The organism is Clostridium bornimense, from assembly GCF_000577895.1.
Classification (GTDB): domain Bacteria; phylum Bacillota; class Clostridia; order Clostridiales; family Clostridiaceae; genus Clostridium_AN; species Clostridium_AN bornimense.
The window spans coordinates 1-16906 of record NZ_HG917868.1 but is presented as its reverse complement, the minus strand read 5'-3'; the positions used below and the strand labels follow the sequence as shown (position 1 = coordinate 16906).

Annotated in this window: 9 protein-coding genes, 2 tRNA genes and 3 rRNA genes; all 14 read right to left on the bottom strand. The window is 35.1% G+C overall.

Annotated elements, in window-relative coordinates; translation table 11 throughout:
* Window positions 1-18 precede the first annotated feature (18 nt).
* The 14 genes from CM240_RS00070 to dnaA all read right to left on the bottom strand — a co-directional run bounded on the left by CM240_RS00070 (window position 19) and on the right by dnaA (window position 16872).
* The gene (locus CM240_RS00070; protein ID WP_044035691.1) at window positions 19-267 is read right to left on the bottom strand and encodes a hypothetical protein; all 249 of its coding nucleotides are present in this window, start codon (window positions 265-267) and stop codon (window positions 19-21) included.
* A 2-nt stretch (window positions 268-269) separates the two neighbouring features.
* A complete protein-coding gene (locus CM240_RS00065) occupies window positions 270-2093 on the bottom strand; it encodes an LTA synthase family protein (protein ID WP_044035690.1) in 1824 nt (607 codons plus the stop codon).
* Window positions 2094-2285: 192 nt separating this feature from the next.
* Window positions 2286-2361, bottom strand: a tRNA-Ala gene (locus CM240_RS00060).
* Between the two features lie 3 nt (window positions 2362-2364).
* Window positions 2365-2441, bottom strand: a tRNA-Ile gene (locus CM240_RS00055).
* 6 nt (window positions 2442-2447) lie between these two features.
* Window positions 2448-2565, bottom strand: a 5S ribosomal RNA gene (gene rrf, locus CM240_RS00050).
* A 56-nt stretch (window positions 2566-2621) separates the two neighbouring features.
* A 23S ribosomal RNA gene (locus tag CM240_RS00045) occupies window positions 2622-5522 on the bottom strand.
* Window positions 5523-5957: 435 nt separating this feature from the next.
* Window positions 5958-7471, bottom strand: a 16S ribosomal RNA gene (locus CM240_RS00040).
* The 16S, 23S and 5S rRNA genes sit together here with 2 tRNA genes alongside, the layout of an rRNA operon.
* Window positions 7472-7985: 514 nt before the next feature.
* On the bottom strand, window positions 7986-10475 hold the full coding sequence (gene gyrA, locus CM240_RS00035; RefSeq protein WP_044035689.1) for a DNA gyrase subunit A: 2490 nt from the start codon (window positions 10473-10475) through the stop codon (window positions 7986-7988).
* Between the two features lie 19 nt (window positions 10476-10494).
* Window positions 10495-12423, bottom strand: coding sequence for a DNA topoisomerase (ATP-hydrolyzing) subunit B (gyrB, locus tag CM240_RS00030; protein ID WP_044035688.1), 1929 nt, complete (start codon window positions 12421-12423; stop codon window positions 10495-10497).
* A gap of 20 nt (window positions 12424-12443) precedes the next feature.
* A complete protein-coding gene (gene remB, locus CM240_RS00025) occupies window positions 12444-12707 on the bottom strand; it encodes an extracellular matrix regulator RemB (protein WP_044035687.1) in 264 nt (87 codons plus the stop codon).
* Window positions 12708-12718: 11 nt separating this feature from the next.
* Window positions 12719-13819 (bottom strand): DNA replication/repair protein RecF, encoded by a 1101-nt coding sequence (gene recF / locus CM240_RS00020; protein WP_044035686.1) that lies wholly within the window; start codon window positions 13817-13819, stop codon window positions 12719-12721.
* 43 nt (window positions 13820-13862) lie between these two features.
* On the bottom strand, window positions 13863-14069 hold the full coding sequence (gene yaaA, locus CM240_RS00015) for a S4 domain-containing protein YaaA (protein WP_044035685.1): 207 nt from the start codon (window positions 14067-14069) through the stop codon (window positions 13863-13865).
* Window positions 14070-14161: 92 nt separating this feature from the next.
* Complete coding sequence (gene dnaN, locus CM240_RS00010; protein WP_044035684.1) at window positions 14162-15262, bottom strand: DNA polymerase III subunit beta; 1101 nt, start codon at window positions 15260-15262, stop codon at window positions 14162-14164.
* 260 nt (window positions 15263-15522) lie between these two features.
* The gene (gene dnaA, locus CM240_RS00005) at window positions 15523-16872 is read right to left on the bottom strand and encodes a chromosomal replication initiator protein DnaA (RefSeq protein WP_044035683.1); all 1350 of its coding nucleotides are present in this window, start codon (window positions 16870-16872) and stop codon (window positions 15523-15525) included.
* Window positions 16873-16906 lie beyond the last annotated feature (34 nt).

Below are 16906 nucleotides of genomic sequence, written 5' to 3'. Positions count from 1 at the left end.
AATTGACACCTTATATTTTTACATAAATAACTTTAAAACTATATCTTGAATATTAGTAACTATTAAATAATGCATAGCACCTAGAAACCAACATACCAATAATAATTGTATAGATTTCTTTATTTTACTTTCTATATTTCTTTTTTCATAGGTATAACATTTATATATGCCTATTAACCCTATCATCCATCCAATTACCCCTTCATAGGTTAAAATAGGAACTATAAGAAAGAACGGTGTAATTATATATAGCCATCTATCTTTCATAATTATCTACCCCTCTCTCCATTACAAAAATAATTACTTCTTATCATCATATCAGAAATATTTAAACTTTTTATCTTTTCTTTCTTTTCTTTCTTATTATCTCCTCTATACTCACCAGTAGTCAATACTACAAAGTTCTGATTTGTATTTAATAAGTTTCTCCCCATCGCCGTATCTGTATATTCGCTCTCTTCAATCCCTAACAGATAACTTATAGTAGGAAGAAAATCAACTTGTCCTCCGTAAGTTTCGATTTCTTTTCCCTCAAGGTTTTTATCATAAATAATTAATGGAACACGTCTATCATTATTTATTGCATCATTTCCTAGCTCTTGATTTTTATCTATTTCATCTTTGTAAAATTTGGTGACACCTTCATGATCCCCATAAAATACTACTATAGAATTATCTAGTATTCCTTCTTTATCTAATGAATCCATAAACTTTCCAATTACATAATCAGTGTATGATATTGCTGTTACATATCCACCTAATTTAGTATCTTTTATATCCTTACTCAATCCTAATTTATCAAACTCATCGGGCATATTAAAAGGAGTATGTGATGATATACTTATCATAAAACTATAAAACGGAGTTTTTTCTTTCTTTAACTTCGGTATAACTTGATCAAAAAAAGATTCATCTGTAAGCCCTAATCCGTAAAATTCCGTTTCCTTAAAATCAGAAATATCATATGCGTTTTCAAATCCTAATGATAACTCTGAAACCTTCCAATTCCAATAAGATCCCTTCTCAGGATGCATTGTATATGTATTATATCCATTATTTTTTAATATCGTAGGTAAAGAATTATATGTATTATTAGGATAATCGAAATTAACAGATCCTCTTTTCACTGGTAACATCGATGTATTAGATACAAATGTCCCATCAGAAGTTGTACCATTTAAAGTTTGCTCAAAATAATTACTGAAGTAATATGAATTCTTTAATAGCTTATTTAGATTAGGAGTTATCTCCTTTCCTTCTATTTTCTCATTTATAACAAAGTTTTCTAAAGACTCAACTTGAACTACTATTAAATTCTTATTTTTAAATTTTCCAAAGTCCTCTGTCTTCTCTAATCCGCTTTCTTTACTATCATAATAATATTTAATCTTATCTTTATCCTTATCATTTAATTTACATGGTTTTGAATCTATATAAAATCTATAACTATCATATATATGATAACCTATTGGACTTAAGTTAAACATTTGTGCATTAGATGACCATATTGCTTTAAATAAATTTTGTCCTGTATAACCACCATTAAACTTGTCTATTTTTACATATCCATAAGAAATATATCCTATTCCTATAGCAAATACAAATACAAACATCTTAATTTGCCTATTAATTATTGAATTTTTATCTTTTTTTATGATCCATATATAGATAGGTATATCAAGTAAGAAAAGAATATCAACCCATCTTATCATAGATGCTATACTTTCTCCTAAATTATCAAGATTAGAAGTCATTTTAAACATATATAAATTTAAAAATGATCCGAAACCTCTATAATACCAAAGATCTCCTATTAAAATAATAGAAAAAACTAAATCTAACATAATAACATATATGATACGTCCTTTATTTTTAAATAGATATATAAAAGATATAAATATTAATATAAAAGCTATATATACTAATATTTGAGGCACACCTACAAATAATTGCTTAAAATTAATTTTAGATGCTTTAGAATCCGATATAAGCATTATAAATAAGATAGTTTTTATAAACATAGAAAGTAAAATAAATATAAAACTTTTATCTTCTTTTAGCTTTTTAAGATTATTTGCTATATAATCAAACATAATTACTCCTCTTTCTTTTTTATTACTACCTTATATAATACAATATATTGAATTGTTTGGATATATCTATAATAATTAACTTTTTCTTAAGATATGTTAATATTTAATCAACTTATTTATATAATTTTTAAAATATATGCAAAAAACAAAAATAAAAGGAACTACACTAATTGTAATTCCTTCTATCTTCTATGGTGGAGATAAAGAGATTCGAACTCTTGACCCCCTGCGTGCAAGGCAGGTGCTCTCCCAACTGAGCTATACCCCCATATGGTGGACCATCAGGGACTCGAACCCCAGACCTACCGGTTATGAGCCGGTTGCTCTAACCAACTGAGCTAATGATCCATATTTACCTGGCAACATCCTACTCTCCCACACAGTCTCCCGTGCAGTACCATCGGCCCTCTGAGGCTTAACCATCGTGTTCGGTATGGGAACGGGTGTATCCCTTAGAGGCATCATCACCAGATTTGAAAGATATTGTTCTTTCAAAATTGCATGCTACAATAAACTTTTTTATATACATTGGACAAGCCCTCGACCTATTAGTATCAGTCAGCTAAATATGTTACCACACTTACACCTCTGACCTATCAACCTGGTAGTCTTCCAGGGGTCTTACTGACTTAACGTCATGGGAAATCTTATCTTGAGGTGGGCTTCACGCTTAGATGCTTTCAGCGTTTATCCCTTCCCGACATAGCTACCCAGCTGTGCTCCTGGCGGAACAACTGGTACACCAGAGGTCAGTCCATCCCGGTCCTCTCGTACTAAGGACAGCTCCTCTCAAATTTCCTACGCCCGCGACGGATAGGGACCGAACTGTCTCACGACGTTCTGAACCCAGCTCGCGTGCCGCTTTAATGGGCGAACAGCCCAACCCTTGGGACCTACTACAGCCCCAGGATGCGACGAGCCGACATCGAGGTGCCAAACCTCCCCGTCGATGTGGACTCTTGGGGGAGATCAGCCTGTTATCCCCGAGGTAGCTTTTATCCGTTGAGCGATGGCCCTCCCACGAGGAACCACCGGATCACTAAGCCCGACTTTCGTCCCTGCTCCACTTGTAAGTGTCGCAGTCAGGCTCCCTTCTGCCTTTGCACTCTTCGAACGATTTCCGACCGTTCTGAGGGAACCTTTGGGCGCCTCCGTTACTTTTTAGGAGGCGACCGCCCCAGTCAAACTGCCCACCTAACAATGTCCCGTGACCTGATTCAAGGCCTCCGGTTAGAAATTCAGTACTGTCAGGGTGGTATCCCAAGGATGACTCCACACAGGCTGACGCCCATGCTTCCTAGTCTCCCACCTATCCTGTACAGACAATACCAAATCTCAATGCTAAGCTACAGTAAAGCTCTACGGGGTCTTTCCGTCCAATCGCGGGTAACCAGCATCTTCACTGGTACTACAATTTCGCCGGATTTGCAGTTGAGACAGTGCCCAAATCATTACGCCATTCGTGCGGGTCGGAACTTACCCGACAAGGAATTTCGCTACCTTAGGACCGTTATAGTTACGGCCGCCGTTTACTGGGGCTTAAGTTCACACCTTCGCTTGCGCTAAGTGATCCCCTTAACCTTCCAGCACCGGGCAGGCGTCAGCCCCTATACATCAGCTTTCGCTTTAGCAGAGACCTGTGTTTTTGCTAAACAGTTGCTTGGGCCTATTCTCTGCGGCCTACATTTCTGTAGGCACCCCTTCTCCCGAAGTTACGGGGTCAATTTGCCGAGTTCCTTAACTGCAATTCTTCCGCTGGCCTTAGGATTCTCTCCTCATCTACCTGTGTCGGTTTGCGGTACGGGTACCAAACTCCTCCCTAGAAGCTTTTCTTGGCAGCGTGGAATCAGGTACTTCGCTCATACGAGCTCCCCATCACACCTCAACTTAGTCTCCGGATTTGCCTAGAGACATGTCTAAGTGCTTAGACAGACATCCAATAGTCTGCACACCCTATCCTCCTGCGTCACTCCATTGGTAATAACGTCATTTGGTAGTATCGGAATATCAACCGATTGTCCATCACCTACGCCTTTCGGCCTCGGCTTAGGTCCCGACTAACCCTGGGCGGACGAGCCTTCCCCAGGAAACCTTAGATTTTCGGCCATTGAGATTCTCACTCAATTCTCGCTACTTATGCCAACATTCTCACTCCTGTACAGTCCACCGCTCCTTTCGGTACGACTTCAGCCCATACAGGAAGCTCCTCTACCACTCCGTTAGGAGTCCGTAGCTTCGGTAGTAGATTTTAGCCCCGGACATTTTCGGCGCAAGGTCTCTCGACTAGTGAGCTATTACGCACTCTTTAAATGAGTGGCTGCTTCTAAGCCAACATCCTAGTTGTCTTAGAAACCTCACATCCTTTACCACTTAATCTACATTTAGGGACCTTAGCTGACGGTCTGGGCTGTTTCCCTTTTGACTACGGATCTTATCATTCGCAGTCTGACTGCCTGGGTACAAGTGTATGGCATTCGGAGTTTGATAAGGTTCGGTAAGCCTCGCGGCCCCCTAGCCCATTCAGTGCTCTACCTCCATCACTTAATTTACCAGACGCTAGCCCTAAAGCTATTTCGAGGAGAACCAGCTATCTCCGAGTTCGATTGGAATTTCTCCGCTATCCACAGCTCATCCCATGGTTTTTCAACACCAACGTGGTTCGGTCCTCCACGAGGTTTTACCCTCGCTTCAACCTGGCCATGGATAGGTCACCCGGTTTCGGGTCTACAGCATGCAACTAGTCGCCCTATTCAGACTTGGTTTCCCTTCGGCTACGTACCATAAGTACTTAACCTTGCTGCATACCGTAACTCGTTGGCTCGTTCTACAAAAAGCACGTCGTCACACACATAAGGTGCTTCGACCGGTTGTAGGCACAGGGTTTCAGGTTCTATTTCACTCCCCTCCCGGGGTTCTTTTCACCTTTCCCTCACGGTACTGCTTCACTATCGGTCACTAGGTAGTATTTAGCCTTGGGAGGTGGTCCTCCCTGCTTCCCACAAGGTTTCACGTGTCTCGTGGTACTCTGGATCAGTTCTGACTTTTTCGTTCTTTCGCCTACATGACTATTACATTCTGCGGTGCAACTTTCCAGTTGTCTTCGACTAGAATTCCAAAGTATTTATGAACTGTCCGCAACCCCAAGAGCAAGCTCTTGGTTTGGGCTCTTTCCGTTTCGCTCGCCGCTACTCAGAAAATCGATGTTTCTTTCTCTTCCTCCGGGTACTTAGATGTTTCAGTTCCCCGGGTTACCTTCCTTAAGCTATGTATTCACTTAAGGATACATGAGGTTTCTCATGTGGGTTTCCCCATTCGGAAATCTGTGGATCACGGCCTATGTGCGGCTACCCACAGCTTATCGCAGCTTATCACGTCCTTCATCGGCTCCTAGTGCCAAGGCATTCGCCCTGCGCCCTTTGTAGCTTGACCTATCATTTATTCTACTATAAACTGCGCATTACTTCGTCAGCTACGTCGCTCATTTCGTTCACATACAAAAGTATTGTTCACTCATTCGCTCCTTGCTTCCTCGTACTGCTTGTTTCTAGCGAATAAATCTATACAATCTTTACTAGATTAGTATAGGTATATAAATCAGTAAATCTATAATAGATTTTAAAGTCTTTATTGTAACTATGCAATTTTCAAAGAACAATCTGCTCTACTATAAGCTTCGCATTACTTCGTCAGCTACGTCACTCATTTCGCTCATATACATAAGTATTATTCGCTCATTCGTTCCTTGCTTCCTCGTACTGCTCGCTTCTAGCGAACATATAATTTTGAAAGATTCTATGATCTTTCAAAATTGAACAGAAGACATAAACCTTTTTGCTTAGGTTCTCCCTAAACATATATCCTTAGAAAGGAGGTGATCCAGCCGCAGGTTCTCCTACGGCTACCTTGTTACGACTTCACCCCAATCACTAATCCCACCTTCGGCCGCTGGCTCCTTGCGGTTACCTCACGGACTTCGGGTGTTACCAGCTCTCATGGTGTGACGGGCGGTGTGTACAAGGCCCGGGAACGTATTCACCGCGACATTCTGATTCGCGATTACTAGCAACTCCAACTTCATGTAGGCGAGTTGCAGCCTACAATCCGAACTGGGATGAGTTTTTGAGTTTTGCTCCACCTCACGGTTTTGCGTCTCTTTGTACTCACCATTGTAGCACGTGTGTAGCCCTAGACATAAGGGGCATGATGATTTGACGTCATCCCCACCTTCCTCCGCGTTAACCACGGCAGTCTTGCTAGAGTGCTCAACTTAATGGTAGCAACTAACAATAAGGGTTGCGCTCGTTGCGGGACTTAACCCAACATCTCACGACACGAGCTGACGACAACCATGCACCACCTGTCTTCCTGTCCCCGAAGGGACTTCCTCGATTAAGAGTAATTCAGGAGATGTCAAGTCTAGGTAAGGTTCTTCGCGTTGCTTCGAATTAAACCACATGCTCCGCTGCTTGTGCGGGCCCCCGTCAATTCCTTTGAGTTTTAATCTTGCGACCGTACTCCCCAGGCGGAATACTTAATGCGTTTGCGACGGCACGGAGGTCATGACAACCCCCACACCTAGTATTCATCGTTTACGGCGTGGACTACCAGGGTATCTAATCCTGTTTGCTCCCCACGCTTTCGAGCCTCAGCGTCAGTTATCGTCCAGTAAGTCGCCTTCGCCACCGGGGTTCTTCCTAATCTCTACGCATTTCACCGCTACACTAGGAATTCCACTTACCTCTCCGACACTCTAGACCTCCAGTTTGAAATGCAGCACCCAAGTTGAGCTCGGGTATTTCACATCTCACTTAAAGGTCCGCCTACGCTCCCTTTACGCCCAGTAAATCCGGACAACGCTTGCCACCTACGTATTACCGCGGCTGCTGGCACGTAGTTAGCCGTGGCTTCCTCCTTTGGTACCGTCATTATCGTCCCAAAAGACAGGGCTTTACGATCCGAAAACCTTCATCACCCACGCGGCGTTGCTGCATCAGGCTTTCGCCCATTGTGCAATATTCCCCACTGCTGCCTCCCGTAGGAGTCTGGACCGTGTCTCAGTTCCAATGTGGCCGATCACCCTCTCAGGTCGGCTACGCATCGTCGCCTTGGTGAGCCGTTACCTCACCAACTAGCTAATGCGCCGCGGGTCCATCTTATAGCGGATTGCTCCTTTAAAGCTAAAGCCATGCGACTTCTACTTCTTATGCGGTATTAATCTTCCTTTCGGAAGGCTATCCCCCTCTATAAGGCAGGTTACCCACGTGTTACTCACCCGTCCGCCGCTAACTCCACTCCCGAAGGAGCTTTGTTCGCTCGACTTGCATGTGTTAAGCACGCCGCCAGCGTTCGTCCTGAGCCAGGATCAAACTCTCAATTTAAAAAGTTTGATTACTAGCTTAGTACTAGTTTGCTGACTTCATATATATGAGTCAATTTAAAGAATTAACTGGTTATATGTTTCTTCTGTTCAATTTTCAAAGATCATCTGTCGCTTCAGGCGACTTCTTTATAATATCACTTTCGACCATCTGTGTCAACAACTTTTTTTATTTTTCTTTGTTGTTTTTTTCACTGGTCGCTTGCGACAATGACTATTATATATAATTTAATATTAAAATACTTAAATATATATTTTATTATATGAATTTATATAATTCATTCTCTATTTTTCTCTATTTTTCTTGTATATACTGTCATTGATACACCAGAACAAGTTGTTATATATATTCGTCTATATATTAACTTATGTAGGAATATATGTGTTAATCTTAATATATATTAGTTAACAAATAAAATTTAGTAAATAACTTAATTTTATTCATATTACTATTTACATAATAAAAAACTACTGTATCTTTTATAAATAAGATACAGTAGTTTTCTCACTTTATATTAATTATCTTCACTATTCTCTGGAGAAGTTACCTCTTCATCAATCTTTAATTGTTCTACTTCTTCTTTATCCTCTGCTATTATTTTTGCTATAGCAATTACTGTAACCTCTTCTTCAGTCTTCATTAACTTAACACCCATAGTGCTTCTTCCAGTAACAGATATATCCGATGCATTTATTCTTATAGCTATGTCCTTAGAGTTAATAAGCATAAGTTCATCATCATCACTTACCATCTTAGCTCCTATTACTTTTCCTGTCTTCTCGTTAGTCTTATAGGTTATAATACCCATACCACCTCTATATTGAACTTTATATTCATCTACATTTGTTCTTTTTCCAAGTCCATTTTCACTAACTACTAATACCTTAAGTTCAGGATCTACTACTTCCATAGCAACTACACTATCATTTTCTCTTAATGATATACCTTTAACTCCAGATGCCATTCTTCCCATTTCTCTTACGTCAGTTTCTTTAAATCTTATAGAATATCCTTCTGATGTAAACATCATTATATCATCATTACCGCTAGTAAGCTTTACTGATATAAGTTCATCTTCTTCTCTTAAAGTTATAGCATTTAATCCGCTCTTTCTTATATTTTTAAAATTATCTAATGATGTTCTCTTTACTATTCCTTTTTTAGTTCCCATTATTAAATAATCATCTGGATTAAATTCTTTCATACAAATTACAGCTTCAACTTTTTCATCTGGTCTAAGCATTAATATATTTATAATATTAGTACCCTTAGATGTTCTTGAACCTTCAGGAATTTCATATCCCTTTAGCTTATATGCTCTACCTTGGTTAGTAAAGAATACTATATGATTATGAGTAGATGTAACAAATAGATTTTCTATAATATCATCTTCTTTAGTTGTTCCAGCTACTATTCCTCTGCCCCCTCTTTTTTGAGCAGTATATGCATCTTCTGGTATTCTCTTTATATAACCATCTCTTGTTAATGTTACGACAACATTTTGTTCTTGAATTAAATCCTCTATATTAATATCATCTGATGATTGTTCGATACTTGTTCTTCTTTCATCACCATATTTTAACTTAATTTCTCTAAGTTCATCTTTAATAATATTTAATATTAATTCTTCTGAACTTAATATTTCTCTTAACTTAGCTATTAATTCTCTTAACTCATTTAATTCATTTTCAATCTTTTGTCTTTCTAAACCTGTTAAAGCTCTTAATCTCATCTCTACAATTGCTGATGACTGAGCTTCACTTAAATTAAACTTATCTTGAAGTCTTTCCTTTGCTTCTGCTGTATTTTTACTACTTCTTATTATATTTATAACTTCATCAATATGATCAAGTGCAACTTTTAATCCTTCTAAGATATGCTCTCTTGTTTCTGCTTTCTTTAGTTCAAAAATAGTTCTTCTTCTTATAACTTCTTTTTGGAAGTCGACATAATGACTTAAAATTTGCTTTAAGTTCAACACCTTTGGTTCATTATTAACTAATGCTAGCATAATTATTCCAAAAGTATCTTGCATTTTAGTATGTTTATAAAGTTGATTTAAGATTATGTTTGGATTAGCATCTCTCTTAAGTTCTATAACTATTCTCATACCTTCTCTATCTGATTCGTCTCTAAGATCTGATATTCCAACAATTCTTTTATCCTTAACAAGATCAGCTATATTTTCAATAAGCTTAGCTTTATTAACTTGATATGGTATCTCAGTAACTACAATTTTATGTCTTCCATTTTCTTCTTCTATCTCTGCTCTAGATCTTACTATTATCTTACCTCTACCAGTTTCATAAGCCTCTCTTATACCTCTCATTCCCATTATAATACCTGCCGTTGGGAAATCAGGTCCTTTTATATGAAGCATTAATTCAGCAATTGTGCAATCAGGATTATCAATAAAATAATTAATTCCGTCTATTACTTCTACTAAATTATGAGGTGGAATGTTTGTAGCCATACCAACAGCTATTCCTGCAGATCCATTTACTAAAAGATTAGGAAATCTTGAAGGTAAAACTATTGGTTCCTTCTCAGTTCCATCAAAGTTTTCTCCAAAATCTATTGTATCTTTATTTATGTCTCTTATCATTTCTACGGCAATTTTAGCCATCTTAGCTTCTGTATATCTCATTGCTGCAGCGCTATCACCATCTACAGATCCAAAGTTACCATGACCATCTACTAATGTATATCTAATAGAGAAATCTTGAGCCAGTCTAACTAAAGCATCATAAACTGATGAATCACCATGTGGATGATACTTACCTAATACATCTCCGACAATTCTAGCACATTTTCTATACCCTTTACTAGGATCAAGCCCCAGTTCATACATAGAATACAATATTCTTCTATGTACAGGCTTTAGCCCATCTCGAACGTCTGGAAGTGCACGACCAACTATAACACTCATAGCATAGTCAATATAGCACCTCTTCATCTCTGCACTTATATCAACAGGCAGAAATTTTCCTTCGTTGTTATTCATCTGTTCTCACCTCTCTAATCTAAATATCAAGATTAACTACATTCTTAGCATTTTCTTGAATAAATTCTTTTCTCGGTTCAACTTTCTCACCCATTAAGATAGTAAAAATTTCATCTGCTTTCATAGCATCTTCTATATTAACCCTTAGTAATATTCTCTTTTCAGGATCCATTGTTGTATCCCATAATTGATGGGCATCCATTTCTCCAAGACCTTTGTATCTTTGTATAAAGGTATTGTTATCTTTACCACCCATTTCATCAACTAAGGCTTCTAATTCTGTATCAGAATAAGCATATCTCTCATTTTTACCTTTTTTAACTTGGTATAAAGGTGGTTGTGCAATAAATACGTGTCCACCCTCAACTAAATCTCTCATGTATCTATAGAAGAATGTTAATAATAATGTTCTAATATGCGCACCATCAACGTCTGCATCTGTCATTATTATAATTCTATGATATCTTATCTTTGATATATCAAACTCTTCTCCTATGCCTGCTCCAAATGCTGTTATCATTGATCTTATAGTATCTGATACTAATATTTTATCTAATCTTTGTTTTTCAACATTAAGTATTTTACCTCTTAAAGGTAATATAGCTTGGAATCTTCTATTTCTTCCTTGTTTAGCTGACCCACCGGCAGAATCCCCTTCGACTATATATATTTCACACTCTTGAGGATCTTTAGATGAACAATCTGCTAATTTTCCTGGAAGTGTAGAACTTTCTAATGCTGACTTTCTTCTTGTTAATTCTCTAGCCTTTTTAGCTGCTTCTCTAGCTCTTGCCGCTGTTAAAGCTTTTTCGCATATAATCTTACCTATAGCCGGATTTTCTTCTAGGAAATTTTGCATTGTTTCTCCTAATATAGAATCAACAATTCCTCTTACTACAGAATTTCCAAGCTTAGTCTTAGTTTGGCCTTCAAATTCAGGTTCAGATAACTTTACTGATACGACAGCAGTTAAACCTTCTCTTATATCTTCACCTGATAGATTTTTATCTCCCTCTTTTAAAAATCCAAATTTTCTAGCATACTCATTAAACACCCTTGTTATCGCTGTTCTAAATCCAACTAAATGGGTTCCACCTTCTATGGTATCTATATTATTAGCAAAAGAAAAAATATTTTCTGTATAGCCATCATTATATTGAACTGCTATCTCTACGTAGCAATCATTTTTTTCTCCTTCTACATAAATCGGTTCAGGGAATAAAGGATCTTTATTTCTATTTAGGTATGATACAAATGACTTAATTCCACCCTCATAGTGATATGCTTCTTCCTTAACATTCCCTTCTTCATCTTCTTCTCTTTCATCTCTTAATATTATTTTTATTCCCTTATTAAGAAATGCAAGTTCTCTTAATCTTTGAGATAATACATCATATTCATATTCTAAAGTTTCAAATATCTCATCATCTGCCATGAAATCTACAGTAGTCCCATGTTCATTAGTATCCCCTATTATTTCTAAGTCAGATACTACTGCCCCTTTTTCATAACTTTGTCTCCATATGTGACCATCTCTTTTTACTGTAACAATACACTTGGATGATAATGCATTGACGACAGATGCACCAACTCCATGAAGACCACCAGATACTTTATATCCGCCGCCTCCAAACTTACCACCAGCATGCAATACTGTCATAATAACTTCTACAGTAGGTTTTCCCATCTTAGGATGCATACCTACTGGCATACCTCTACCATTATCAGTAACTGTAATAGAATTATCCTTATGTATAGTAACTTCTATACTATCACAATATCCTGCTAAAGCTTCATCTATTGAATTGTCAACTATTTCATAAACTAAATGATGTAATCCTCTTACAGAAGTACTTCCAATATACATTCCCGGTCTTTTTCTAACAGCTTCTAATCCCTCTAGAACCTGTATCTGATCTTCTCCATAAGATTGTTTATTTTCTGTCATAGCTATCCTCCTAACTATCTTTATTGTTCATCATATTCTATTTTGGTTCTCTTACTTAATGTAGATGAAGATATTGGTGATAAAAATACCTTAGCTTTTTTATCAACTTCTGCAACAATAAAAGATTTTGGATGATCTTCTGTTATCCTTTCAATAAATCCATCTTCTTCCGCAAGCCTTAAAAATTGGTTAGTATCTGCGCTATACATAGTAGTTTCCAAATCAAATATTCCAATTATATCTTTTATTGGTACTACTACATTTTCTCCCAAATGAAGAAACATACTTCTCCTCCTTATTCTTCTATAATTTTTTCAATACTTCCTTCTTTAACCATAAATAACTTAAAGTCATCTTTAAGGTAATTCCTTATAGTCTCCATTCCTGTACATGTAATTATAGTCTGAACATTTTTTAAAGAGTTTAATATAAAACTTTGTCTATTTACATCTAATTCTGATAGAACATCGTCTAGAAGTAGCACAGGATATTCACCAATAAATTCTTTAATTATCTCCAATGAAGCAAATTTTATAGTAAGTATTGCAGTACGTTGTTGTCCTTGTGATCCATAAACTCTAGTATCAACTCCATTTATGTCTATTAGAAAGTCATCTCTATGCGGTCCCTTAGATGTGATTCTTTTATTTATATCTCTACTTCTATTTTTAGAAATAAGTTCATATAAATCGCTTTCTAGACTGGAATAACTTTTAAGATCTGAAATATATCTAAAATTTATTTTTTCTTTGTTCTTTGTTATGTCACTATGGATCTTTTCTCCATACTGTTGTAATTTTTGTAAATATAAAATTCTCTGTTTTACTATAACTGACCCAAGTTTTGCTAATTGTCTATCATAGATTTCTAATATTTCTTCTAGGTTGTCATTGTATGTTTTTAAAATAGTATTTCTTTCACTTAAAACTTTATTATAACTAACTAGAGTCGTATAATATTTAGGTTTAAGCTTACTTAATTCGATGTCTAAAAATTTTCTTCTAAAAGATGCAGATTCTTTTACAACTTTTAAGTCTTCTGGCGAAAAAATAACCGCATTAAAAACTCCTATTAACTCTGAAATTTTTCTAAGTCTAATAGAATTTATTGTGATTGATTTTTTTCCTTCCCTAGAAAACTTTATATCTATCTTTTTATCCAATCGTTCTCTTGCAACATCTAATACTATTTCACCATAACTCTCATTCCACTTAATAAGTTCTTTATCTTTAGATGTCCTATGAGATCGTCCTAAAGAAGAATAATATATACTCTCCAATATATTAGTCTTTCCTTGAGCATTATCTCCTGTAAAAACATTAACATTTTTACTTAAACTTAAGCTTAAGTTTGAGTAATTTCTATAATTCTTTATGGCTAATTTCTTTATATACATAAATCCACCTTATATTATATCACAAACTGTCAATGAATGCTTATTAAACTATTTTGAAGGTTTCCCCATTAAATTCTACTACATCATCTTTATAAAGCTTTTTTCCTCTTCTCGTTTCAACTTCTCCATTCACATATACTTGGCCTTCTTGGATATAGAACTTTGCTTCTGTTCCAAGTGATGCTACTCCAGCAAATTTCAAAAATGAATCTAATTTAATAAATTCTGTAGTTATCTTAATTTCTTCCACAATATCACTCTTTTCTATTTTCTAAATAATAATCCAATTTGCCTAAAGACAAATTGGAAAATCATTTATTCATTTATTTGTATACTTATTCATTATCTTGTTGATACTCTTACAGGTAAAACAAGATAAGTACAATTATCTTTTTCTATATTTTTTATTACACATGGTGAAACAGCGGATGTAAATTCCATATATATTTTTTCTTCATCCATTATTTTAAGTATATCAATTAAGTATTTAGAATTAAATGCAATTTGAATTCCGTCACCTTGCAAATTTATATTAACTTCTTCTCGAACATTTCCCAATTGAGAATTGGAAGTTATAACAATTGTGTCATCTTCTATATCAAATTTTACTAAGTTAGTATTTCCTTCTTTTCCAACTAGTGAAGCTCTTTCTATAGAATTTAAAAGAATATTTTTATCCACAATAACTGTTGATTTATGTTCTTCTGGAATTATAGAATTATATTTTATAAATTCTCCTTCAAGTAACCTAGATATTATTCTTGTCTCATTAATTGTAAATAATACATGATTTTCATTAAATGTTAATGTTACATCATCATCTTCGCCTAATATCTTAACAACTTCATTTAATGTTTTACCAGGTATTACTGCATTTACTTCGTCATCGAATTCGATACTTTCTTTTTTTAATGCCAATCTATATCCATCTAATGAAACTAAATTTAAGGTTTTATCCTTTGATTCCATTAGAACACCAGTTAATATAGGTCTAGTTTCATCTTGTGCAACTGCAAATATAGTACCTTTTATCATATTTTTTAAACATTTTTGAGCTATGTTTAATTGCTTATTACCTTCTACTGATGGTAAAGATGGATAATCTTCTGCATCCATATGTATTACATTAAATTTAGATTTTTCACATTTTATTTCTATTGAATTTTCAGATATAGATGCTACTTCTACGTCTGAGTTAGGTAGTTTTCTTATAATATCTCCAAATAATCTAGCATCTACAACTAGAGATCCTTCTTCTAAAACTGCTGCTTTTACTTTTGTTTCTATACTTAAATCAATATCTGATCCAGTTATAATAAGAGTATCATTTTTAGCATTAATTAAAATACCTCCAAGTATAGGCATTGTTGATTTTCCTGTAACTGCTTTTTGAGCTATTGAAATTCCTTCTACAAGGGCATTTTTTTCACATATAAATTTCATTGAAATACCTCCTTTTATCCACAACTATATTTATTTATTAATTAAATAAAAGTATATATAAATAATAATAGTAGTAGTAGTAGGGGCTGTGGATATGTTGATAAAACCCCAGAGATACTGTAAATACTACTATTGGGCATAAAATAACTGTGGATAAATATGTTCTTAACTTAGATGTTTTATCCACAGAATTCAGTATAACATTATTGTTTATATTTTATCCACAACTAAATCACAAGTTATTATAAACAGGTTGTGGATTATTTTTTATTTAATTTTTTAGATAAAGATTCTATATCACTTTTTAATAGTGGATCTTTATCCTTATTTAAAGCATCAGATATTTTTTCATATGCATGAATTACAGTAGTATGATCTCTACCACCAAACTCTTCACCTATTTTAGGTAATGAATTATCGGTATTTTTTCTGCAAAGGTACATAGCTATTTGTCTAGGATAAGTGATGCTTTTTGTACGGCGAGCAGATTTTAAGTCTTCTACAGTAACATTAAAGTAGTTCGCTACCATTTCTTGAATATATTCAATAGTAATTGCTTTTGAACTTCTATTAGCGATTATATCTCTTAAAGCTAATAAAGCTAAATCAACGGATATTTCTTTATTAGTAAGAGATGAAAATGCAACTATTCTAATAAGAGCACCTTCTAATTCTCTAATGTTTGATTTTATAGTATTTGCGATATAACCTAATACATCATTAGGTATATCTAAATTTTCTTCATCAGCCTTTTTCTTCAATATAGCTATTCTAGTTTCAAAATCAGGCGGTTGAATATCAGCTATTAGTCCCCATTCAAACCTTGATCTTAAACGATCTTCAAGGGTTGGAATTTCCTTAGGGGGTCTGTCTGAAGATAAAATGATTTGTTTATTTGCATCATGTAGTGCATTAAAAGTATGGAAGAATTCTTCTTGTGTTCGTTCTTTTCCAGCGATAAATTGTATATCATCTATTAGTAATACATCTACATTTCTATATTTACTTCTAAATTCTTCATTAGTATCATCCTTAATAGAGTTGATAAGTTCATTAGTAAACTTTTCAGAAGAAATGTACGCAACTCTAGCTTTGGGATTTTTATTTAAGATGTAGTGACCAATAGCATGCATTAAATGAGTTTTTCCAAGACCAACGCCTCCATATATAAATAGAGGATTATATGCTTTAGCTGGAGATTCAGAAACAGCAAGAGAAGCAGCATGAGCAAATCTATTACTATTCCCTATTACAAAAGAATCAAATGTATATTTTGGATTCAAAACTGCTTGCATGCCATCAGCAGGTGAAGACATTACAATATTTTGTTTAGGAGTCTCAGATTTAGTTATTGCTTCTTCACTACCAATAAGAAATTCAATTTTATATTCTTTATTAGTAGCAACTTTAATTGCATTAATAAGTAAATCCTTATATCTTCCTTCTAAAATTTCACGGGTGAAATCATTAGGTACACTTAATTTTATAGTGTCGCCTGTAATTTCTATAGGACAAATACTTTTTATCCAAGTATTAAAGCTAACTTCAGTAAGCTCATTTTGCATAATTTCTAATGTTTTAGCCCATAAATCATCTAATTGGACTTTCATTGTAATATCCTCCAGTCTAATTTAATAAAAAAAA